At 60.1% G+C, this 23,089-nt stretch carries 19 protein-coding genes; 3 read left to right on the forward strand and 16 right to left on the reverse strand.

What is annotated here, in order from left to right:
- Positions 1 to 142 precede the first annotated feature (142 nt).
- The 5 genes from LC298_RS12070 to LC298_RS12090 all read right to left on the reverse strand — a co-directional run bounded on the left by LC298_RS12070 (position 143) and on the right by LC298_RS12090 (position 5,203).
- Positions 143 to 997 (reverse strand): ABC transporter permease, encoded by an 855-nt coding sequence (locus tag LC298_RS12070; RefSeq protein ID WP_131567479.1) that lies wholly within the window; start codon positions 995 to 997, stop codon positions 143 to 145.
- 9 nt (positions 998 to 1,006) lie between these two features.
- Positions 1,007 to 2,296: an ABC transporter permease gene (locus tag LC298_RS12075; RefSeq protein ID WP_131567481.1), complete on the reverse strand. Its 1,290-nt coding sequence runs from the start codon at positions 2,294 to 2,296 to the stop codon at positions 1,007 to 1,009.
- Between the two features lie 71 nt (positions 2,297 to 2,367).
- Positions 2,368 to 3,501 (reverse strand): extracellular solute-binding protein, encoded by a 1,134-nt coding sequence (locus tag LC298_RS12080; RefSeq protein WP_131567483.1) that lies wholly within the window; start codon positions 3,499 to 3,501, stop codon positions 2,368 to 2,370.
- 89 nt (positions 3,502 to 3,590) lie between these two features.
- Positions 3,591 to 4,685, reverse strand: a complete 1,095-nt coding sequence (locus LC298_RS12085) for an ABC transporter ATP-binding protein (protein ID WP_131567484.1) — start codon at positions 4,683 to 4,685, stop codon at positions 3,591 to 3,593.
- A 176-nt stretch (positions 4,686 to 4,861) separates the two neighbouring features.
- On the reverse strand, positions 4,862 to 5,203 hold the full coding sequence (locus LC298_RS12090; RefSeq protein WP_131567486.1) for a hypothetical protein: 342 nt from the start codon (positions 5,201 to 5,203) through the stop codon (positions 4,862 to 4,864).
- Positions 5,204 to 5,323: 120 nt separating this feature from the next.
- Between LC298_RS12090 and LC298_RS12095 the strand changes: the two genes are divergently transcribed.
- Positions 5,324 to 6,325 carry an RluA family pseudouridine synthase gene (locus LC298_RS12095; RefSeq protein WP_131567681.1) on the forward strand — a complete coding sequence of 334 codons (1,002 nt, stop codon included), beginning with the start codon at positions 5,324 to 5,326 and terminating at the stop codon, positions 6,323 to 6,325.
- A 160-nt stretch (positions 6,326 to 6,485) separates the two neighbouring features.
- On the forward strand, positions 6,486 to 7,394 hold the full coding sequence (rpoH, locus tag LC298_RS12100) for an RNA polymerase sigma factor RpoH (RefSeq protein ID WP_131567488.1): 909 nt from the start codon (positions 6,486 to 6,488) through the stop codon (positions 7,392 to 7,394).
- A 526-nt stretch (positions 7,395 to 7,920) separates the two neighbouring features.
- Here rpoH and LC298_RS12105 read toward each other — a convergent pair.
- Together LC298_RS12105 and LC298_RS12110 are read right to left on the reverse strand one after the other, a co-directional pair.
- On the reverse strand, positions 7,921 to 9,606 hold the full coding sequence (locus LC298_RS12105) for a hypothetical protein (protein ID WP_131567490.1): 1,686 nt from the start codon (positions 9,604 to 9,606) through the stop codon (positions 7,921 to 7,923).
- A 36-nt stretch (positions 9,607 to 9,642) separates the two neighbouring features.
- A complete protein-coding gene (locus tag LC298_RS12110) occupies positions 9,643 to 10,941 on the reverse strand; it encodes an adenylosuccinate synthase (RefSeq protein ID WP_131567491.1) in 1,299 nt (432 codons plus the stop codon).
- A 183-nt stretch (positions 10,942 to 11,124) separates the two neighbouring features.
- Between LC298_RS12110 and LC298_RS12115 the strand changes: the two genes are divergently transcribed.
- Positions 11,125 to 12,039 (forward strand): DMT family transporter, encoded by a 915-nt coding sequence (locus LC298_RS12115; RefSeq protein WP_131567493.1) that lies wholly within the window; start codon positions 11,125 to 11,127, stop codon positions 12,037 to 12,039.
- Between the two features lie 139 nt (positions 12,040 to 12,178).
- Here the strand turns inward: LC298_RS12115 and serA are convergent, their stop codons facing one another.
- The 9 genes from serA to pal form a co-directional block, all read right to left on the reverse strand.
- Complete coding sequence (gene serA / locus LC298_RS12120) at positions 12,179 to 13,771, reverse strand: phosphoglycerate dehydrogenase (RefSeq protein ID WP_131567495.1); 1,593 nt, start codon at positions 13,769 to 13,771, stop codon at positions 12,179 to 12,181.
- Positions 13,772 to 13,835: 64 nt separating this feature from the next.
- A complete protein-coding gene (locus LC298_RS12125) occupies positions 13,836 to 15,014 on the reverse strand; it encodes a phosphoserine transaminase (protein ID WP_131567497.1) in 1,179 nt (392 codons plus the stop codon).
- Positions 15,015 to 15,192: 178 nt separating this feature from the next.
- The gene (locus tag LC298_RS12130) at positions 15,193 to 15,543 is read right to left on the reverse strand and encodes a hypothetical protein (protein WP_131567499.1); all 351 of its coding nucleotides are present in this window, start codon (positions 15,541 to 15,543) and stop codon (positions 15,193 to 15,195) included.
- A gap of 171 nt (positions 15,544 to 15,714) precedes the next feature.
- Positions 15,715 to 16,569, reverse strand: a complete 855-nt coding sequence (locus LC298_RS12135; protein WP_131567501.1) for an outer membrane protein — start codon at positions 16,567 to 16,569, stop codon at positions 15,715 to 15,717.
- Between the two features lie 186 nt (positions 16,570 to 16,755).
- Entirely contained in the window at positions 16,756 to 18,108 is a 1,353-nt protein-coding gene (gene glmM / locus LC298_RS12140) for a phosphoglucosamine mutase (RefSeq protein ID WP_131567503.1), read from the reverse strand.
- 137 nt (positions 18,109 to 18,245) lie between these two features.
- Positions 18,246 to 20,177 (reverse strand): ATP-dependent zinc metalloprotease FtsH, encoded by a 1,932-nt coding sequence (gene ftsH / locus LC298_RS12145; protein WP_131567505.1) that lies wholly within the window; start codon positions 20,175 to 20,177, stop codon positions 18,246 to 18,248.
- A gap of 110 nt (positions 20,178 to 20,287) precedes the next feature.
- Positions 20,288 to 21,394: a tRNA lysidine(34) synthetase TilS gene (tilS, locus tag LC298_RS12150; protein WP_131567507.1), complete on the reverse strand. Its 1,107-nt coding sequence runs from the start codon at positions 21,392 to 21,394 to the stop codon at positions 20,288 to 20,290.
- Positions 21,388 to 22,311, reverse strand: a complete 924-nt coding sequence (ybgF, locus tag LC298_RS12155; protein WP_158284731.1) for a tol-pal system protein YbgF — start codon at positions 22,309 to 22,311, stop codon at positions 21,388 to 21,390. The genes tilS and ybgF overlap by 7 nt, the downstream gene beginning before the upstream one ends.
- A 141-nt stretch (positions 22,312 to 22,452) precedes the next feature.
- Positions 22,453 to 22,959: a peptidoglycan-associated lipoprotein Pal gene (gene pal, locus LC298_RS12160; protein WP_131567511.1), complete on the reverse strand. Its 507-nt coding sequence runs from the start codon at positions 22,957 to 22,959 to the stop codon at positions 22,453 to 22,455.
- Between the last annotated feature and the right edge of the window lie 130 nt (positions 22,960 to 23,089).

The following is a 23,089-nucleotide window of genomic DNA, read 5'->3' on the forward strand; positions in this document are numbered from 1 at the left end:
CCTGATGGCTCGCAACCCTATTGCCGCGAGCGTTGGCCTTTCGCCGGGAAGTGAAACCGGTGGACGAATCTTATCGAATGGCGGGCGAAAAGTTGCGACCCGCTATGACATTGGCTGGCCTCATTGCGACGCCGGAAACGCGTTAGCCGGGCGACATTCCACGCAGCCGTTCGGACCGGCGCCGCAATAGTTCGAGAACTGTCAGGAGCACGATCGAGATCGCAACCATCAGCGTGGCGACCGCAAGGATGGTCGGCGATATCTGCTCGCGAAGGCCGGTGAACATTTGCCACGGCAAGGTCTTCTGGGAAGCCGAGCCGAGGAAGAGCACCACCACAACCTCGTCGAAGGAGGTGATGAACGCAAACAGAGCGCCGGAAACCACACCGGGAAGAATGAGCGGCATCTGCACCTTGAAGAACGTTCGAACCGGATCAGCGCCCAAATTGGCAGCCGCTCGTGTCAAAGAGCGGTCGAATCCGACCAGGGTCGCCGTCACCGTGATAATCACGAACGGCGTGCCGAGCGCGGCATGCGCGAGCACCACGCCCCAATAGGTGCCCTGAAGCCCGATGCGCGAATAGAAGAAATACATTCCCGCTGCCGATATGATCAGCGGCACGATCATCGGCGAAATCAGCACCGCCATGATCGTTGATTTGAACGGCACGTGGCTTTGACTGAGACCGATCGCTGCAAGCGTTCCGAACGCGGTTGCAAGCAGCGTCGCGACAGGCGCGATCCTGACCGAGTTCCACAGGGCCTGTTGCCAATCGGGATTTGTAAAGAAGTCCCGGTAGTGTTTGAGCGAATACCCTTCCGGATCGAGGGCTAGCATCTTCGGGGTAAAGGTGAAGAAGTTCTCCGCGTTGAAGGACAGCGGCGCGATCACAATGATCGGGAAGATGAGGAAGAAGAAAATCAGGCCACAGATCACCCGGAACGCGTAATACCACGTGATCTGGGCAGTGGACGAATAGGGAGGAAGGGCCGACATCGTTCTCTCCTAACCCAGCTTCACATTATCGATGCCCACGATCTTGTCGTAGACGTAGAACAGCAGCATCACGAGCGCCAGAAGGATCGTGCCGAGCGCCGCCGCCAGTCCCCAGTTGAGCGAAGAGGAAATATGGTAGGCGATGCGGTTCGAAATAAAGATGCCGCTCGTGCCGCCAACCAGTTCGGGCGTAATGTAGTAACCGATCGACAGGATGAAGACGAGGATCGCGCCGGCGCCGATACCAGGAATGGTTTGCGGGAAATAGACGCGCCAGAACGCCGTCCAGTCATTCGCGCCGAGGCTCTTTGCGGCACGCACATAGGACGGCGAGATCGTTTTCATGACCGAGAACAGCGGCAGGATCATGAAGGGCAGCAGGATGTGCGTCATCGCGATGATCGTGCCTGTCTGATTGTTGATCATCACCAGCCGGTTCGCATCGTCGATCAACCCGATCCACACAAGGAAATCGTTGATGACGCCTTGCTGCTGCAGCAGCACCTTCCAGGCCGACGTCCTGACGAGGAGAGATGTCCAGAACGGGAGCAACACGAGAATGAGCAACATGTTCGAGGTTCTGAGTGACAAATGCGCGAGCAGGTAAGCGATCGGAAAACCCAGCAGCAGACAGGACAAGGTGATGGCCAAGGACATCACGAGGGTCCGATTGAAGAGCGTCAGGTAGATTCGCTCATTTTCGGGCTTGAGTTCGATCCCTTCAGATGTGCGTTCCGCATCGACTGCGTTCAGGAAGTATCCCGCCGTGTAGGGAGCGCTGAAACGCCTGATGACACGCCACGTCTCGAGTTCTCCCCAATCCTCGTCAGCCTCAATGAACTGTTCGCGGTAGTTGCCCTCATCCATCCGGCGCACTGAACGGCCGGTCTTGCGGAACAGCCCGGACATGCCGGAAGCCTCATAGTTGAGGCGAGATCCCAAGCGGGTATGGATGCGCTGCTTTACCGCGATTTCGAGGTCGGCGTGCAGGGCGGCGAAGACATCTTCGCTTGGCAACTCGTCGCTATCGGGATCCCATTCCTTGAGCGCTTCGACGGTCCGCGGAATCGTGTCCTCGACGATGTTGTTCTCCACCGACCGGAACAACATGTCCGCTATGGGCGCGATGAACGAAATCAGGATGAATAGAAGGAGTGGCGCGATCAGCAGGAAAGACCGGGTTTTTTCCCGCCGCAGCGCTCGCGCAAGGCTCTTCTTTAGAGGCGTTCCATCAGCAGCGCGTACTACACCGTCATCGGGGGTGGCGCTGATTGCGGCATCGGTGGTTGCGCTGCTCATGGAAGACCTTTCCGGCGAAGGTATAGGGTGGGATGCGGCGCAAACTGCCGCATCCCCTTGTCGAAGGTCGCTTACTGCGCGAGCCACGCCTGGAACTTGGCGTCCAGGTCGTCGCGATTATCCGCCCACCACGTGTAGTTGTAGAGGAACGTGTTTTTCGCGTTGTTCGGATCGGTCGGCATGTGAGGCGCCATTTCGATGCCCAGGTCGGCATGCGTTCCTACCAGCGGTGCAGACGATGCGCGCGCCGGGCCGTACGAGATATACTTTGCCTGGTCCGCCAGCCGCTGCGTGTCGGTGGCGAACTTCACGAAGTGAAGCGCACGGTTGAGGCGATCCTCCGGGAGGCCTTCGGGGATGATCCAGCCATCCAGGTCGAACACCTGCGCGTCCCACAACATCTTCACCGGCTGATCCTGTTCCTCGATCACCGAGAAGAGGCGGCCATTGTAGGTCGATCCGATTACCACTTCTCCGTCAGCCAGAAGCTGCGGCGTCTCGGCGCCGGCAGACCACCACACGACCTGATCCTTGATAGTGTCGAGCTTGGCGAGCGCCTGCGCCACGCCTTCTTCTGTTTCGAGCACGTCATAGACGTCGTCCTTGGCGACGCCGTCGCACAGCAGAGCCCATTCCATGTTGTTGATGGGACGCTTCTCCAGCGAGCGTTTCCCCGGAAACGCCTCAAGATCGAAGACGGCGCAGATATCTTCCGGCTCCTTGCCGTTCCACTCCGCAACGTCTGTGCGGTAGCCGAACGTCGTGGAATAGACGATTTGAGGAATGAAGCACTCGGAAACCAGAAGATCGCCGAAATCGTCGGCCGCAGACGTTCCGTCCGGGGCCGCGGCAAGTTCCGTTTCCGGGTCCATCACGCGGGCGAGACCTTCATCGCAAAGGCGAATGGCATCGGAAGCGACCACGTCCACAACGTCCCAGGTAACGTTGCCGGCTTCGTTCATGGCGCGCAGTTTCGCGACGGCCTCGTTGGAGCTTTCGTCCCACACCACGGTAACACCGGTGGCCGCGGCATACGGCTCTGCATAGGCCTTCTGCTGTGAAGTCTGATAGGCGCCGCCCCATGATACGAGTGTCATGGTGTCAGCACAATTTTCACAGGGCGGAAGCTCAGCATCCTGGGTTACAGCCGGAGCGGCAAATGCGACGCTTGCGGCGGTCGCGAGTAGCAAGGTTTTCAGTTTCATCAGTTTCTCCCTTTGAATTCAGGCCGGACGGAGCTCTTCCCCGTCTCAACCGGTCTTACCGGACGCGAACGTCCGGTAAATTCTCGAATTTAGGCGACAGCGTCGAGGGCTTTGCAGTCGGAGGCGGCCCAGCCGATCTTCACCGTCTCTCCTTCGGCGATCTTCCTTCGCTGGCCGCGGTTTCGGACCTTGACAACGAATTCGTCATTCCCGGCGACATTCATGCGAACACGGATGTGGTCGCCGAGATAGATGAGTTCCTCGATGTGGCCGTCGACCATGTTTTCCATCGGAGCTTCGGGCTGGAGTTCGACGCGTTCCGGCCGAAGCGAAAGCGTTGTCTTGCTGCCGACACCGGAAATGTTGACCGGGTCGGCCTTCAGATGAATGCCGGTGCCAACCTCGACGCCACAGGTCGTACCCTCGACTGATGTGACCGTGCCGTTGAGCTTGTTGTTTTCGCCGATGAATTGGGCGACGAACGAGTTCTGCGGGCTTTCGTAAAGCGCATCCGGCGTTGACAGTTGCTGGATGACCCCGTCGTTGAACACGGCCACCCGGTCCGACATGGTCAGCGCCTCGGTCTGGTCGTGTGTCACATAGACGATGGTCACGCCGAGGTTTTCATGAATGTGCTTGATCTCGTACTGCATCTGCTCGCGCAACTGCTTGTCCAGTGCACCAAGCGGTTCATCCATGAGAACCAGTTCGGGATCGAAAACCAGCGCACGTGCCACGGCAACACGTTGCTGCTGCCCGCCCGACAACTGCGCCGGCCGCCGGGAACCGAACGTACCAAGTTCCACCATGTCGAGCGCGCGCTGCACCCGGCTGGACTGGTCTGCCTTGCTGATGCCCCGAACCTGCAATGGAAAGGCCAGATTTTCCGCCACGGTCATGTGGGGAAAGAGGGCATAATTCTGGAAAACCATGCCAATACCGCGCTTATGCGGAGGCACGTTGTTGATCGGACGGTCGTTGAGAAAAATTTCGCCATGCGTCGCGGGTTCGAATCCCGCCAGCATCATGAGGCATGTCGTCTTGCCGGACCCCGATGGGCCTAGCATCGTAAGAAACTCGCCCCTGGCAATATCAAGGTTGAGATTTTTGACGACGAGCGTTTCACCATCGTAACTCTTCTGTACGCTTTCGTAGCGAACAGCAGCACCCCGGTTTTCGCTCATATTCCCTCCAACGTCTCGACCCCAGCAAGCGCCCGCGCACTGCGTATGCGCGGGTTCCGGGCGTCTGCCCATCAAAGCGAATGTGCTTGGGGCTTGTAAAGGGAGTGTCGCACATTTTTTCGGTACGCGCCCTAAAAATCCGTGCAGTTTCGGGCGGTTCGCGCATCTCGCGCCCGCTATTTGACCAGATGATCGGCCACCAGAGCGGCTGATGTTGCGTCATATATCACCACCCGCGTTTCACCGCCGGCCGTGGTTCCGTAAAATAGGATGCGATTATCGGAAACCGCGATATCGGTCACCGCGAAACCTTCGGGCATTATCAGCGCCTCACGCACGGTATCGCCGGATCGTCCCGAGCCGCCGGCTTTGTAGACAATCGCGCCCAGCACCGCCATAAGGCCGATCATCATGGTGCCGATCGAGATAACCAGCAATCGCGCCAGACGCCGGCGCACCCGTTCCATGGCCGGATCGAGCGGTGCATCAGCATCCGCATTAACATTAGGCTTCGACATGAGTGGAGGTCCTTGATAGTGCGGCAACCGCATCGGCGGGTCGCGTTTAAGGCTTCGCTATGTCCGTGGGGACAGATGAGCAAAAAGATCGAAACTGGCCATATCGAAGCCACTCGCGAAATGAAAGCCTTCGCTGCGGGCGAGACCGCCGCCGGCCAGCGCCTCGACCAGTGGCTCGCGGTGGAACTGGCCGGGACTCTCTCGCGCAGCCGCATCAAGGCGCTGATCGAAAGTGGCGAGGTAGAGATAAATGGAGTGACGGTCTTTCAACCTCGGCGCAGCCTGCGTGCCGGTGACGACATCCGTGTTCATTTGCCCGAACCCGAGCAGGCCGCGCCGGCGCCGGAAGCGATTCCGCTGGTGATCCTCTTCGAGGACAACGACGTTGTGGTCGTCGACAAACCGGCGGGATTGGTCGTGCATCCCGGCGCCGGAAACCCCTCGGGCACGCTGGTCAACGCTCTTCTGCACCATTGCGGCGACAGCCTGTCCGGGATAGGCGGGGTCAAGCGGCCCGGTATCGTTCACCGGCTCGACAAGGAAACGAGCGGCGTAATGGTGGTCGCCAAGAACGACCTTGCCCACAAATCCCTCAGTGCGCAGTTCGCCGACCATGGCAAGACGACGAAGATGGAGCGCACTTACCTGGCGTTGGTCTGGGGTGCGCCCGACGTCATGAACGGCCGGATTGAGAGCCATGTCGGCAGGTCATCTCATGACCGAATGAAACAGGCCGTTGTCAGCGAGTCGCAGACGGACGCACGGCACGCGGTCACTCATTTCCGGACGGTCGAACGCTTTGGCGACCCCACCGGCGCGAACACAGTGGCGAGTCTTATCTCGTGCACTTTGGAAACCGGGCGAACCCACCAGATTAGGGTGCACATGGCGCATATTGGTCATCCGCTTATCGGCGATCACGGCTACGGGAAGGGTTTCTCGACAAAAGCGCAGGCCCTAGCGGAACCATTGCGCGGCAGGGTCATTGGATTTCGGCGGCAGGCGCTGCACGCAGCGAGTTTGGCGTTCGAACATCCTTCGAGCGGTGAATTGATGAAGTTCGAATCGCCGATGCCGTCTGATATGACCGAGTTGATATCAAGCTTCCGTGACATGCTGTAACGGGACTTGAACGGGCGCTTGCGGATGCTTATCTGCCAAATGTGCCATTGCGCCTGAATTTGGCGCATGCGCCATGCGATTTCCGGTCATAACGACGGATAAGCCTCAGGTTTGCCGCAATGAAGCGGGAACCTTAAAAAAACGGAAGGGTGCTTGATTAATGGCCCGGACCAGTCTCCCAAGCCTTTATGGCGGTGAAGGTGGCCTTACCCGCTACCTAGAAGAAATCCGACGCTTTCCGATGCTCCAACCGCAGGAAGAGTATATGCTCGCCAAGCGGTATCAGGAGCATGACGATCCCGATGCTGCCCACAGACTCGTGACAAGCCACCTGCGACTCGTGGCGAAGATTGCCATGGGATATCGCGGCTATGGCCTGCCAATCGGCGAGGTTATTTCGGAGGGCAATGTTGGCCTGATGCAGGCCGTCAAACGGTTTGAGCCGGAACGCGGTTTCCGGCTTGCGACCTATGCAATGTGGTGGATTAAGGCCTCGATTCAGGAATATATCCTGCGGTCGTGGAGCCTCGTGAAGATGGGTACCACGGCCAACCAGAAACGCCTGTTCTTCAACCTGCGCAAGGCGAAGAACAAGATTCAGGCCCTCGGCGACAGCGATCTCAATCCGGAGCAGGTTCAGCAGATCGCCACGGAACTTCAGGTCTCCGAAGAAGAGGTCCTGTCGATGAACCAGCGCATGGCCGGAGATGCCTCGCTCAACGCGCCAATCAAGGCGACGGATGGCGAGAGCGGCCAGTGGCAGGATTGGCTGGTCGATGAGAGCGACAGCCAAGAGAAGATGCTTATCGACGAGGACGAGCGCGAACAGCGCAGCGCCCTGCTCTACGATGCAATGGACGTATTGAACGATCGCGAAAAGCGGATTTTCCAGGCGCGCCGCCTTTCCGAAGATCCGCTGACCCTCGAGGAGTTGTCGGGGGAGTTCGACATTTCCCGCGAACGGGTCCGCCAGATCGAAGTCCGTGCTTTCGAAAAAGTTCAGGATGCGGTCAAGGCAGCTGCCCTCGAGCAGACCAAGGCGCTGCGATCGGCTGACCAACCGGCCTGATAGGGACGCGCAAGGGATTTGAAGCCGGGTTCCGACCCGGCTTCCTGGTTGCAGGAACCAACTTCACATCCCGGCAATCGACCGGCATAAGAAGTCGCGGGTTCAACAAGGTTCGGTGGCCTCACCTTGCCTGAAAGCGCATGCTGGCTGGTCTGATAATGGCTTCGTCACAGCTCAACCTTCTTGAGAAACTGGAAGGGGCAAGCGAGCAGGTCAGGCTCGTGCTGAACGCGATGCACGCTGCCGGTCGCCTGGAAGCCGACGACCGAGATCAGCAGATCCAAGCCCTGGTGCCGGCTTCTTCACCGCACATTGATTGGCATGCTGAAGCTGGTCGTCGAAAAGGGCACCGGAAAGCGCCGCCCGGCTCCACGGTTTCGCGGCTAGAAAGACCCATATCAGTCAGGATCGAGGGACGCCTCGTTCATCCGGTTCAACCAGGCGCCACGGGGTTCGATCCTCGACCGCACGTATCAGGCCTATCGCGCCCGCGAAAGCTCTGCACCAAATAGGAACCGGCATCCGCTTAAGGCAGCGGATTTGCTTCCCACGCGGCGAGCACCTCTTCAAACACCTCTTGGCCGGCTACGCCTTTTTCCAGCGTAATCAGCGCACGCCGTCCGCTGACATACTGCATCGGGATATCGATCCACTCCTGACTGCGGATCAGGGCGAGATTGGTCTCGATGGCTGTCTCGGCATCAGTGAGGGCGATCATGAAGATATTGGTATCGAGCGGTGCCGCCACGCCGATCAGCGCATTGCCAGGATCTTGCTCCGTCTCCTTGAAGGTGATGCGTTGAACGTCCGCGATCCCGCGTCCTTCGAAAGTATTCGGAACCCGGTAGAACAACTCGATCACATGGCTTGCGGGGAAAGTCTCGTCAGCGTTGCGGCGGATCGTCATCTCCATCGTCAGTCCCAGTTCGGGAACGCTCGCCTCGGCGCGGACGGCCGGCTCGACCGGGGCGTCGCCGCCAGGCGATTCCTGTACGACCGACCAGACGGTGGCCCCCGACTCTGCCGTTCCGGCCTGCGCTCCGGTCCTTTCCTGATAGAAAATCGCCCGCTGGCCGACCGGAAGTGGTGACTGCGTCCCGGTTCCCGCAGGCGTGTCGCCGGCCGTACCCGCGTCATCCGGCCCGGCTGTTCCGGATTCGGTCGCGGTGTCTTCCGTCAGACCCGCCACTGATGTTCCTTCGCCCGTCCTATCCGGCGTACCGGCGGGGCCTTCGTCGACCTCCCGGCCATCGGAGGTAAGGCGCTGCGTAAACTTCTCCGGTCCGTCGGTCCCCGGCGTGGATTCGCTGACCGCCGGATCCGGTGAATCGGCCGGAACCTCTGCCTGCTCGCTGCCGGCTGTGTCCTCTACTGTGACGGATTGGCTTTGCACGCTGCGAACCGGCACTCCGTTTTCAATCGTTTCCGTAACCGATGGTCCGGTGGATTCGAACAGCGCCATGATGCGATCTTGGTTGGCGTAGGCGAGGTACCCGCCACCCGCCAGCAGCAGGACAAGAGCGGCAGCCAGCAGCAATCCCCGATAATTGCGCCGCTCCGGCGTCGGCAAACTCCGCTCGGTTTCTGTCTCGTCTATCGGCTCCTCGACAGGTTCACGTGGCTCGGAACGCGGCTCGGCGATGACAACTTCCTCCGGCTCCTCGAAGACCTCGAGTTCCGGCTCTTTCTCTTGTTCGGCAAGAAACGCCTCCAAGGCATCGACCTCGTCAGCTGGCTCACCCACGGGTTCCACCGGGTCGTAGGTAGGATCGTGCAATTCGTCGACGGGCTCGACCGGGTCGTGAACGGTTTCGGCGGGATAATTGGCAGTCTCCTCCGACGCCGTTGGATCAACCGCTTCGGGAGCCTCGTGGCCGGATGCATCCGCCTCCGCAATAGTCTCGGATTCGACGGCTGCTGGGTCCTTCGCTGCGGGTATATCGTCCGCGAACAAATGATCGAGATCGTCGTCGTAGCCGGATTGGGCCTGCTCTGCGACGGCAACGCTATAGGACGCCTCCACCTCCGCGATCGCGGCATCGAGCTTGGCGAACTGCCGCTGGATCGCCTCCTCCGAGGGCCGCTTTGGCATCGCTTCGATCTGGCGTTCAATTGTCCCCCGCGCACGCTCGTAGACTTTCGAGCGCATCTCCGGTGTCGGATTCGCCATCCCCTCAAGGGTCCTTCTGAGGACGGCGGAAAAATCTGCCATGTATTCAATCCGTTGTGAGTCTTTTCGGCGCGTAACCTAGTCTTGAAAGGGGTCGGTCACAAGTATGGTGTCGTCGCGTTCAGGGCTTGTGGAAAGAAGTGCAACCGGCGCGCCGATCAACTCTTCTATATGCCGAACATATTTAACTGCCTGCGCGGGAAGATCGTTCCACGTCCGCGCGCCAGCGGTTGTGTCCTTCCAGCCCTCGATCGTCTCGTAAATAGGCTCCACCCGCGCCTGTGCCCCCTGGCTGGCAGGGAAGTAATCGATGGTCTCTCCATCGAGCTTGTATCCGACGCACACGCTGATCTCGTCCAGACCGTCCAGAACGTCAAGCTTGGTCAGCGCGATACCGGTAATTCCGTTGATCGCAACCGCCTGCCGGACCAGCACCGCATCGAACCAGCCACATCGGCGCTTGCGCCCTGTGACGGTTCCAAATTCGTGTCCCCGCTCACCAAGAAACTGGCCGATCTCGTTCTCCTGCTCGGTTGGAAAGGGCCCCTCGCCCACGCGAGTCGTATAGGCCTTTGTGATCCCGAGTACATATCCGACGCTACCCGGTCCGACGCCGGATCCAGTGGAGGCCTGGCCGGAAATCGTGTTGGAAGAGGTAACGAACGGATAGGTTCCGTGATCAATGTCGAGAAGTGTGCCTTGCGCGCCTTCGAAGAGAATTCGCGCGCCGCGGCGGCGATGTTCTTCGAGAATTTTCCAGACTCGGTCGATATAGGGCAGGATGACATGGGCGACCGAACGCAGTTCCTCCATGATCGTCGCGTGCTCGACCTCCTCCTGTCCCAGGCCGCGTCGCAGCGCATTGTGGTGGGTCAACAGGCGATCGACCTTTTCCGGCAACGTATCCATATTGGCAAGATCCATAACCCGAATAGCCCTGCGTCCAACCTTGTCTTCATACGCCGGACCGATACCGCGCCGCGTCGTGCCGATCTTGGTGCCCGAGTTCGAGGCCGCGTCCTCGCGAATTGCATCCAGTTCGCGATGCAGCGACAGAATGAGCGAGGTGTTCTCAGCGACGCGAAGGCGGTCGGGTCCGATCTCGATGCCTTGATCGCTCAACCGTTCGATCTCGGCGACGAACGCATGCGGATCGAAAACGACGCCGTTGCCGATGATCGAGAGCTTTCCCTCGCGCACAACGCCGGACGGCAAAAGCGAAAGCTTGTAGCTGACCCCGTCGATGACAAGCGTATGTCCTGCGTTATGCCCACCTTGGAAGCGCACGACCACATCAGCCCGCTCTGACAGCCAATCGACGATTTTGCCCTTGCCCTCGTCTCCCCATTGGCTGCCGATCACAACGACGTTGGTCATATTGCTCGCTTTCCAATTTTAGCATCAAACCCGCGAGGTCTTAGACGGTGACCGCGCAAAGCGCGACTCTAAATCGCGCTTCAGTCGCATATCCCATCGTTCTGCGATGCAAAATGTGCCCGGTTTACGGCAGAAGACGGATCGGATAGCAAGCCGTTCTTGCCGCAACCGGACATTTCCCCGATGCCATCGTCGAATTCGAGCCGTGTCGCGTATGCCTTTCTTTGCTTCACGGCGTTGTTTTGGGGAGGAAACGCCATCGCCGGAAAACTTGCGGTGGGCCATATATCACCAATGACCCTCACGGCGGTCCGGTGGATCATAGCGTTTCTGATCCTCGCCTCGTTCAGCCTGCCCCAGCTCCGGCGCGACTGGCGGAATATCCGTCGCTATTTGCCGCTTCTTCTTGCTTACGGGATGACCGGCTTTGCCCTGTTCAACATCGCACTCTACACCGCGCTCAACCACACTTCCGCGATCAATGTCACGATCGAGCAATCGGGAATGCCGATGCTCGTTTTCCTGGCCAATTTCCTGCTATTTGGAATGCGGGTCACGCTTGCCCAGATCGTCGGCTTCCTGATGTCGATTCTCGGCGTTGCGCTTACCGCGGCCAACGGCGACCTCGGGCGACTTGCTGCGCTCGACATCAACCGTGGCGACGCGATCATGCTGTTGGCGGTTGTTCTTTACGGGGGCTATTCCGTGGCGCTACGCTGGAAGCCGGCCCTGCACTGGAAGTCGCTTATGACGGTTATGTCGTTTTCCGCCATGGTGACCGCCTTGCCGTTCGCTGTTTGGGAGCAGGCATCGGGAAGCGGCAAGCTGCCTGACCTCACCGGACTTGCTGTCGCTCTTTACACGGCGGTCTTTCCGGCCATTCTCGCCCAGATCTTCTACATGCGGGGTGTAGAGATGATCGGCAGCAATCGCGGCAGCCTGTTCATCAATCTTGTTCCGGTGTTCGGAACGCTGCTTGCAATCGCTATTCTGGGAGAGGCTTTCTATCCCTATCACGCCTTGGCGTTGATCCTTGTGATTGGCGGAATCTGGCTTGCGGAGCGGGGCGCAGGCAGGCCAAAAAAATCCGGTGGTTGACGTCAGACCGCGCTTTCAGGTCAAACCTTCGCCCATATTGAGGCGCGTCCGGGCAACCACCGGATAACGTAACGTAACACAAAAAGGCCGCCGAACGAAGCCGGTGGCAATCACAAATTTAACCGTGCGGATATCTTTGCTAGACGTCAAACACCAACGGCTTGGCGGACAGGATCTCCGGGAAGGCGCGAACCTGGTCGAGAACCTCCTCGCTGACGCGCTCGTCGACGTACAGAAGCGCGATAGCATCGCCGCCGGGCCGGTTTCGCCCTAGCTGGAAGTTGGCGATGTTTACGCCATGCTTGCCGAATGTGGTTCCGAGGATGCCGATGATGCCCGGCGCGTCGTTGTTGGTCGTATAAACCATGTGCTGGCCGATCTCGGCATCGAGGTTGATGCCCTTGATCTGAATGAACCGCGGCTTGCCGTCTGAGAAGACCGTGCCGGCCACGGAGCGGGTCTGGTTCGCGGTCTTGACGGTCAGCTTGATGTAGCCATCGAAGACGCCAGTCTTATCGCGTTTGATCTCCGAAACGACTATACCCCGCTCCTTCACCATCACTGGAGCCGAGACCATATTGACGTCGGCCACTTGCGGGCGGATCAATCCGGCAAGCGCGGCGCTGGTAAGCGCTTTACCGTTCATCTCGGCGGTTGATCCGTCATAGAGGATTTCGACCTCCTTGATCGCGCTTTCGGTCACCTGCCCGACAAATGCGCCAAGAACTTCGGCAAGCTTGACGAATGGCCGCAGTCGCGGCGCCTCTTCGGCGGTGATAGAGGGCATGTTGATCGCGTTCGTGACCGCGCCCTTGATCAGGTAATCTGACATCTGTTCCGCCACTTGCAGCGCCACGTTCTCTTGTGCTTCCGATGTCGAAGCGCCGAGATGTGGTGTGCAGACCACGTTCGGCATGTGAAACAGTTCGTTTTTCGTAGCGGGTTCGACCTCGAAGACGTCGATGCCCGCACCGGCAACCTTGCCGCTTCTCAGGCCCTCGACCAGATCTTCCTCCACAATGAGTCCGCCGCGCGCGCAATTGATGATGCGCACGCCGTCCTTCATCTTGGCGATCGCCTCAGCGTTGATAATGTTGCGTGTTTTATCGGTCAGCGGCGTGTGCAGCGTGATGAAATCGGCCCGAGCGAACAGCTCGTCCAGTTCCACTTTCTCGATCCCCAGTTCCACTGCGCGTTCCGCCGACAGGAACGGGTCGAAGGCGACGACGTGCATTTTCAGGCCGACTGCCCTGGCGGCGACGATCGAGCCAATGTTGCCGCAGCCGATAAGACCAAGCGTCTTGCCGGTAATCTCGACGCCCATGAACTTTGACTTTTCCCACTTGCCGGCGCGGGTCGAGTTATCCGCTTCCGGGATTTGGCGGGCGACGGCGAAAATCATCGCAATGGCGTGCTCGGCCGTCGTGATCGAGTTGCCGAAGGGCGTGTTCATCACGATGATACCCCGTCGCGACGCGGCGGGAATATCCACATTGTCGACCCCGATACCCGCGCGGCCGATCACCTTCAGCTTCGTGGCCGCGTTGATCAGTTTCTCGGTGACCTTCGTGGCCGAGCGGATTGCGAGCCCGTCATAGTCGCCTATGACCTCGAGCAGTTTGTCCTTGTCCTTGCCGAGGTCGGGCATGAAATCGACATCCACCCCCCGATCCCTGAATATCTGTACGGCGGTTTCGGAAAGTTTGTCGGAAACGAGTACGCGCGGCGCCATGGCGGCCTCCTGGAAGTCGAAAGAAATAAGGATGGCGAGGCGGCTAACCGCCGCCCCGGTAGAATCAGGCAGCGGCCCTGAGGCTCGCCCTCTCACTCTCGAAGGCCCAGTCGAGCCACGGCATCAACGCCTCGAGATCGGCGGTCTCCACCGTGGCGCCCGCCCATATGCGGAGTCCCGGCGGCGCATCGCGATAGGCTCCGATGTCGTAGGCCACATCCTGCTTGTCCAGCAGGGCGACCATCCCTTTCGCGAAGGCTGCCTGCTCGTCACCGGACAGAGCCGTTATTGCCGGATCGACGATCTTCAAACAGACGGAGGTATTCGAGCGAGTCGCGGGATCGACGGCGAGATTTTCCAGCCAGGAGGACGCATCGACATGGCTCTGGATTGTCTTGAAATTGGCATCTGCGCGCGTAGTCAGACCGTCCAGACCGCCAGCGTTCTTCGCCCAGTTGAGCGCATCGATGTAGTCTTCTACGCAGAGCATGGACGGCGTGTTGATGGTCTCGCCTTTGAAGATGCCCTCGATGAGCTTGCCACCCTTTGTCAGCCGGAAGATTTTCGGCAAGGGCCACGCCGGAGTATGGCTCTCCAAGCGCTCGACGGCGCGCGGAGAAAGGATCAGAACGCCGTGCCCCCCCTCGCCGCCCAACACCTTTTGCCACGAGAAGGTGGTCACATCGAGCTTGCCGAAATCGAGACGCTGCGCGAAGGCGGCGGAGGTCGCGTCGCATATCGTCAGGCCGTCGCGATCGCCGGGAATAAAATCACCGTTTGGAACGCAGACGCCCGAAGTCGTTCCGTTCCAGGTAAAGACGACGTCCCGGTCAAAATCGATCTGCCCGAGATCGGGCAACTTGCCGTAGTCCGCCTCGATGCAGCGGACGTCGTTGAGCTTCAACTGCTTCACGGCATCCGTCACCCAGCCGGTACCGAACGATTCCCAGGCGACCATGTCGACGCCGCGCGGGCCGAGCAGCGACCACATCGCCATCTCGACGGCGCCCGTGTCGGAGGCCGGCACAATGCCGATCAGGTAGTTGTCGGGAACCTGAAGAACTTCGCGGGTGAGGTCGATTGCCTCCGCCAAGCGCGACTTTCCCGGCTTCGAACGATGCGATCGTCCGAGAACAGAAACGTCAAGCGCTTCCGGCGTCCAGCCCGGACGCTTCGCACATGGGCCTGAGGAAAAACGGGGATTGGCCGGACGGACGTCCGGCGTGGGCATGGTCGCAGTCATGGATCTATCCTTCCAGATAGTAAGCCTCTCGTTGGGGAGAGGTGTCCCACGTGCGGCGTTATCGCTTCGACGCGTCGCGGTCAAGCCGATTTCTGGCCTGAATGCGTCATTATCTGCAACTAGTCGGCCATAATGTCTGTGCCGGGAATTTGGAGCTCGATCCTGCTAGTGCCCGACGTCAGTTTCGGCTCGCGACAATCCGTTTCCGCAAGCCGTCCGGAGCAGTTCTCGACTGCTGAAGGCCGTTCGACCGGGAAGCCGCATCCATTCTGTGGGTGAGCCGCTCCGCGCTGAAACTGGAAAGCAACCCGAACGACCGGCTGCCAGACATTCCGACATCGTGTTCGCTGCCGAGATGGAGTCCGAGGTCGCCGCGTATGTACCAGCCCGAACCTAGTTCCGCGGGTCTGGCGGAGGTCGTATGGTCGGCGAACGCCGGCTTGTCCGTGTCGGCAATGGCAGCGTTTGTGCCGGTGAGGCAGAGCGCGGCAATCGCGGCCCGGATCATTCGAATTATCGCGTTCGTCATGGTAGGGTACTCCCGCTTTGACCGGAACGTGATGGCTCGCCTGCCCTCTTCACACACTATTAACGGCAACCGTTAAGTCCCGGTTAAGCATGCCAATTAAGAACGTTTCCGCGCAAACGAAAACGTCCCGATCGCTTGGCGATCGGGACGTCGTTATCTTTGCTGATCCGTTTACTTGTAGACCGGCAACGGTTCGGGCTGGAACACGACCTGCGTCGGCTCGGCACAATTGCCGAACTTGTAGCGAACGCCGGCCCGGATTTCGTGGCTGTCGATACCCTTGTCGTACACCGGTCCGGTTCCCGCAGCGTAGCCAAACGGGCTACCGCCCTCGATACGGCGGAATCGATAGCCCAGATCCGCGGCGACGCGGCAGCTTACATCAACCGATACGCCGGCCATGACAGCGTAGGCGAACCGCCACTCTGCATTGCCCCAATGCGAAACGCTCGGATCGCAAGACGACGGATTTGCGGCGTCACAGGCCGTATTGGTCAGGTTGCCCCAATCAACATGCGCTCCGCCGAAGCCGGCGCCGACATAAGGAGTGAACCTGCCGTATGTGCCAAGATCGACATAGGCGTTGACCATCAGCGCCAAGGCGGAAGCCGTGGCAACGTCTGTGGAGATACAGTCTGTCGCAACGCCGCACGAGCCGCGCGTCGATCCCTCGAAATCGGTTTCGAACCAGTCGATGGTCACGTCGCTGCGCAGATAGCTGTTTATCTGGTACCCGACGCCAGCGCCGTATGTGAACGACCCCTTCAAGTCACCTGCGAGGGAATTGCTTCCTGCCACCACACCGCCTGGGAAGGTGTAATAATCGGCACCGCGAAAATCATTCCATGCATAGCCGATGTCGCCACGCAGATACCAGCCGCTCACCTCGCCCGGCACATGTTCGGGAGCCTCGAATACGGGGGCCTCGATAATCGGCGGCTCGTAAACGTCAGCGGCCAAGGCTGGGATCGCGCTGGCCACCAGCGCCGCGGTGCCGAGTAGGATGTTTTGTGCAGCGAATTTCATCTTTCGTTCCTTCCACCAGCCAATGCTCGAGTACAGGGTTGCAATGTCTGCGGCGGATACTGGCGCGGAAAGGTTAAATCCGACTTAACCGTCTTTCTTTACCGTAATTGCTGTCGATGCGATCATCGCGGAAATGGAAATGGCGCCCCGTGGGCGCCATTGGCTGTAGTATTTTGATACAGATCTTCAGGCGGCTGTTCTGAGCTCCGCAATCGCACCGACGATATCGTCGACGACCTGTTCGACCATGCCACGGTCGTCGCCTTCGGCCATCACACGGATCACCGGTTCGGTTCCTGACGGCCGGATCACCACGCGCCCGTTGTCGCCGAGGCGCGTTTCGCCGCCCTTGATGGCAGATTTCACGCTGTCACTGTCGAGCGGCTTGCCACCCTTGAACCGAACGTTCTTCAATATTTGCGGAACCGGATCGAATTTCTTGCAGACCTCACTTGCCGGCCGGTCTTCGGCGCGAATGCAGGCCAGCACCTGCAGAGCGGAAATCAGCCCGTCGCCGGTGGTTGAATAGTCGGAGAGCACGATATGGCCGGACTGCTCGCCGCCGACATTGTAGCCATGGACCCGCATGTGCTCGACCACATAGCGGTCGCCCACCTGGGTGCGCGCCAGATCGAGGCCCTTGCCTTTGAGGAACCGCTCGAAACCGAGATTTGACATGATGGTTGCGACCACCCCGTCGCCGCGCAATTGTTCGCGCCGGTGCCAGTCCTCGGCGATCATCGCCATCAACTGGTCGCCATCGACCAGCATGCCTTTTTCATCGACAATGAGAACCCGGTCCGCGTCGCCATCCAGCGCGATGCCGAGATCGGCCCGCACTTCGTGAACCTTCTTCGACAGTCCAACCGGATTGGTCGAGCCGCAATCGAGATTGATGTTGAGGCCGTCCGGTTCGTTGTTGATCGTGACCACCTCGGCGCCGAGTTCCCAGAGGGCCGATGGCGCAGCCTTGTATGCCGCCCCGTTGGCGCAGTCGACGACCACGCGCATCCCCGACAGCGTCATCTCCTTCGGGAAGGTCCGCTTGGCAAACTCGATGTAGCGATAGAGATCGCCATCCACGCGTTTCGCACGACCGACGGATCCGGCTTTCGCCAGCCGCGAGGATAGGTCCTGGTCGACCAGCGATTCAATTTTCAGCTCGATCTTGTCCGACAGCTTGTAACCGTCCGGCCCAAACAGCTTGATACCGTTGTCCTCGAATGGATTGTGCGAGGCGGAAATCATGACGCCTATGTCTGCACGCAGCGTCCGTGTCAGCATCGCGACCGCCGGGGTCGGAACCGGCCCGAGCAGGAACACATCCATCCCCGCCGATGTGAACCCCGCGACCATCGCATTTTCGAGCATGTAGCCGGAGAGCCGCGTATCCTTGCCGATCACCACCCGGTGCCGATGCCCGCCTCGCTGGAAGGCAACGCCGGCGGCCATACCGACGCGCATTGCGATCTCAGGCGTCATCGGATGGGTGTTCGCCGTACCCCTGATGCCATCGGTGCCAAAGTATTTTCGTTTCATGCCAGATACCGCCCTGCCCGGTTCACGTCGAGAAGCTGATGTACGCGCCAACATACGCGATGCTGCGTATAAAATATCCAAATACGGCAAAAAAGGCCGCGCAAGCGGCCATTTTCCGGCACTGATGACGAACAGGGTTAACCTTGCGGCTGGGGCTCCATGCCGCCGGTATCGGGGCTGCCGTCCGACTTCTTTTTCGCGCCCGTTTTCGGCACCGCCGAACCGCGTGACGGCGGCGTGTCGTCACCCATGTCACGCTTCGGCTTCTCGCCGGCGATCAGGGCCTTGATCTCGTCCCCGCTCAGCGTCTCGTATTCGAGCAGCCCCTCGGCGAGCGTGATCCACTCGTCCTTTCTCTCGGTCAGGATCCTGCGCGCCTCGGCATAAGCTTCGTCAATCAGCCGGCGAACCTCCATGTCAATGATCTGCGCAGTGTCCTCGGAAATGTTCTTCTGCTGAGCCACCGAGTGACCGAGAAACACTTCCTGCTGGTTTTCGCCGTATGCGACCTGACCCAGCTTGTCCGAGAAACCCCACTGCGTCACCATGGCGCGGGCAAGCTTGGTCGCCTGCTCGATGTCTGACGATGCGCCGGACGTAATGTTGTCCTTGCCGAACTTCAGCTCCTCAGCGATCCGTCCGCCCATCATGATGGCGAGACGTGATATCATGTATTTGTAGCTCATCGAATAGCGGTCGCCTTCCGGCAACTGCATCACCATACCGAGCGCACGTCCGCGCGGAATGATGGTCGCTTTGTGCACCGGATCGGCTGACGGGACGTTCAAAGCGACGATCGCGTGACCGGCCTCGTGATAGGCCGTCAATTGTTTTTCCTCTTCGGTCATCGCGTTGGACCGCCGCTCGGCCCCCATCATGACCTTGTCTTTCGCGTCCTCGAATTCCGCCATGGTGACGAGACGCTTGTTGCGCCGGGCCGCCATCAGGGCGGCCTCGTTGACCAGATTCATCAGGTCGGCGCCGGAAAAGCCCGGCGTTCCCCGCGCGATCACGCGCAGGTCGACATTCGGCGCCAGCGGAACGTTGCGGACATGCACCTTGAGAATCTTTTCACGGCCGATGATGTCCGGATTCGGCACCACGACCTGCCGGTCGAACCGCCCCGGGCGCATCAACGCCGGGTCGAGAACGTCCGGGCGGTTCGTGGCCGCGATGAGAATGATCGATTCATTGGCCTCGAAGCCATCCATCTCCACCAGCAACTGGTTGAGGGTCTGCTCGCGTTCATCATTGCCGCCGCCAAGTCCGGCGCCGCGATGACGTCCGACCGCGTCGATCTCGTCGATGAAGATGATACAGGGAGAATTCTTCTTCGCCTGCTCGAACATGTCGCGTACGCGTGAAGCACCGACACCAACGAACATCTCGACGAAGTCCGAACCGGAAATGGTGAAGAACGGCACGTTCGCCTCACCCGCCACCGAACGGGCGAGCAGGGTCTTGCCGGTCCCGGGGGGGCCGACCAGCAGCACGCCGCGCGGAATCTTGCCGCCGAGCCGCTGGAACTTCTGCGGGTCACGAAGAAATTCGACGATCTCTTCAAGATCCTGCTTGGCCTCGTCAACACCGGCAACGTCCGCAAACGTGACCCGGCCGTGCGCCTCGGTCAGCAACTTGGCGCGCGACTTGCCGAAGCCCATCGCCCGCGAACCCCCTCCCTGCATCTGCCGCATGAAGAATATCCACACGCCAAGGATGATGATCATCGGCAGCCAGGTGATGATGTAGGAGAGGAAAGAATTTGAGCCGTCGGTCTCCGGCCGCGCACGGATTTCCACACCCTGGTTTTCCAGCCGTTCCACTAGGCTCGCGTCTCCAGGCGAATAGGTTTGGAAGCTGGCCCCCGAGTCGCTGTAGGTGCCTGTAATGCGTTCCCCGGCGATCGTCACCGTCTTCACCCGACCGGTTGAGACATCCTGCAGGAACTGCGAGTAGGAGACGTCGCGGCTGGCCGAGGATTGCGGCTGGTTGTCGAACATGTTGAACAACGCGATCAGCATCAGGGCGATGATCGCCCAAAGCGCGAAATTGCGGTAATTAGGGTTCATGATTTTCCCTTGGCTACGCCTTGCCGGCGGTGTGCGGCCTGTTGTTGTCTCAACATAGGTAGGAAGGTCGTCATTGCCAAGGCGAAGACGCTGCCGGAACACGATCTTCTTTAGACAAGGTAACCGTGGAGTGGCGGCGCCGGGTAGGGACGTCCGCCCGTTCGCGCGGCAAGCGCGCTGGCGAGAGGATAATCCGGGCTCGCCAGCAGGGTATCGTAGCCATAGCCCGCAACCCGCGTGTTCCGCTTCTCGGGAGCGATTTCGATACCCGCCCGGCCCTTGGTCATCAGGCATCCCGAGAGGGTGATGCCCGCGCCGTTTGGGGCGCTTCCGGCAAAGTCGAGCGCCCGCACTATGGTCTGTTCCGGCGGCAGATGCGGCGTATTGCCCACCCGGCTTAAAACAGCGGAAAGCGCGAGCCTGAAACCGGGCACGGATGCATCGGTCAAGCACAATGCCGACAGGCGGTCCGCCTCGCTGTTGAAATGCCACTGGCAATCGTCGGCGATTGAGGCGGCGGCCTCCTCTGCTTCACGACATCGCATCTGGAAAGCCAGGCGATGCTCGTCCGTCACGCCATCTCGCGCCTTGCGCCCTGCCAGGCGCACACGCGCGCGCTCGAAGCGCGGATCGCGATTGGACGGATCCTCCAGCCACCCCGCGCCGCGCTCTTCCAGATAATCGCGCAGACTGCGCCGCGCTGTCGTCAGCAGGGGACGCACAAACCACAACTGGCCGCAATAGAGGGTCGCCGGCGCAATTCCGGAGAGGCCGCGCCCCTCGCCCCGCGCGCTTCGCATTGCGATGGTTTCCGTCTGGTCGTCGAGCGTATGGCCGGTGAGCACCAGGCCCGCGTTCGCTTCGCCGGCCGCCTCGAAGAGCAGACGATAGCGCATCTCTCGCGCTGCTTCCTGTACTCCGTTGACCGGCTTGTGGCCGCTCCACGTCTTGATGACATGCCGCAGGCCGAGCGATGCGCAAATCTCGCCGGCGCGCCGCGCTTCTTCAGTCGAGGCCTCGCGCAGACCGTGATCCACGGTCACCGCGACTAGCTCGTTCGCGCGGCCACGTGTCTTGAAATATCCGTGCGCCAGCAAGAGCAACGCAGTGGAATCGCCTCCGCCGGAATAGGCGGCGAGAACCGCTCGGTTCTCGGGAAACTGAATGGGATCGAAAATCCGCTCGCTGTCGAGCGGCGGGCAGGCCTTGGTCAGCACTGCGCTTTCGCACGCTCGTCGCGGATATGCGTGCGAACGGTTTCGGACATCGACGGATAGCGCGCTTCAGCGTCGTCGAAAGTCACGCAGGCGACGTCGCGATCCCCGAGCATAGACATGATCTGGCCTATCTTGAGCAGGGTTTCCGGCGCCTTCTGCGCGGAAGGATAATCCGTGCGCACGGCGATGAAGATCTCGGCGGCTTCCTGGAGACGGCCTTGACCGCGCACGCTCTCGGCAAGCCAGAACCGGGCATCGGCCACCAGCGGATCGTCGGGATATTGCTCCACGAGCGACCGGAAGATTTCCTCGGCAACACCGTACTCACCATTGAGTACATGCTTGTAGCCTGCGCGGTAGAGGTCTTCGGCGCTTCCCCCGGTCGCCACGCTCGCCACCGATTTTCCGTCGATCGCAGAATCGATCTGACCCTGTGAAAAATCGACATCGCCCCCGACGATATTACCGGACCCGTCAATGGTCAGCGTACCGAGATTTCTCGGCGGCGCGGCGCGCTCCTCCGAGGCGTTGCCGGTGACCGTCTGCGGCTGATTGACCGTAGGCAGGGCCGGATCCGGGGTAACCGCCGCCACATCCTTGTCTTGAGATGCGGCGGGAGCGGCGCTCCCCCCGGCATCGGTTTGATCGGTCCTCTCGAGTTCTTGAAACCGAAACTCGTTGTCTTCCTGCATGCGGCGCATCTGCTCCTGAAGTTCGAGAAGCTGGAAGGTCAGTTCCTCGATCCTGCCATTCAGTTGCCGCATCTCTTCCTGCAGTGCGTAAACCCCTGGATCGGTTACCTGCGCGATCTCATAGCTTCCAGGCGGCAACGAGTGCCGGTCTTCTGCATTGGCGGCGCCGTTGGCGGTCACTGCCGCCGTGACGGCAAGCCCCGCGATGAATTTTCCAAATGTCATGTTGCTGTGCATGCTCCCCTGCGTCGGATTTCAGCCGCCGGAGCAGTAGCATTAAGCGCGGAAGTTCGACAAAACTTTGTCTGCCGCCGGGCGTAAAAAAGCGGCCGAAGCCGCTCTTTTATTGTGCGCTCGCCTTTGGTGTCAGCTTCCGGCGCCGCCGAGCACGGTGACGGCGCGACGGTTTTGCGACCAGCAGGAAATATCATCGCAGGTCGCAACGGGACGTTCCTTGCCGTAGGAGATCGTCTTGATCCGTCCGGCATTGACCCCTTGCGAGGCGAGGAAGTCACGGGTTGCCGCCGCACGGCGGGCACCCAGTGCGATGTTGTATTCCCGCGTGCCGCGTTCGTCGGCATGGCCTTCGATGGTGATGGCGTAGTTCGGATACCGGTTCAGCCACTGCGCCTGCTTGGTAAGCGTTAGCTGGGCGTCCGGTCGAACGGCCGAGGAGTCGGTGTCGAAGAAGATGCGGTCCCCGACATTGACCGTGAAGTCCTGCGACGAACCAGGCACCGCCCCGTTGGCGCCGAGGCCGAGGTCGCTGGCGTTGTTTGGCAGCGGTTTCTTGCTGGCACAGCCGGTGACAGCGAGACCTGCCAACAGCACTACGGCGGCGATCTTGAGGGATTTTCCCGGAATTCGGCCCATGGCCGGCTCTCCTAAAATGCGATGTGTCATCTTGAACCTTTGGTAACCCTGTTTGTGTTAACCGCCGCTCAAGGAACAGGGTTAACGGAATCTAAATCACGATCCGCGCGTGGAGCCGGATCGAACGGTG

The organism is Oricola cellulosilytica (assembly GCF_019966575.1).
Classification (GTDB): domain Bacteria; phylum Pseudomonadota; class Alphaproteobacteria; order Rhizobiales; family Rhizobiaceae; genus Oricola; species Oricola cellulosilytica.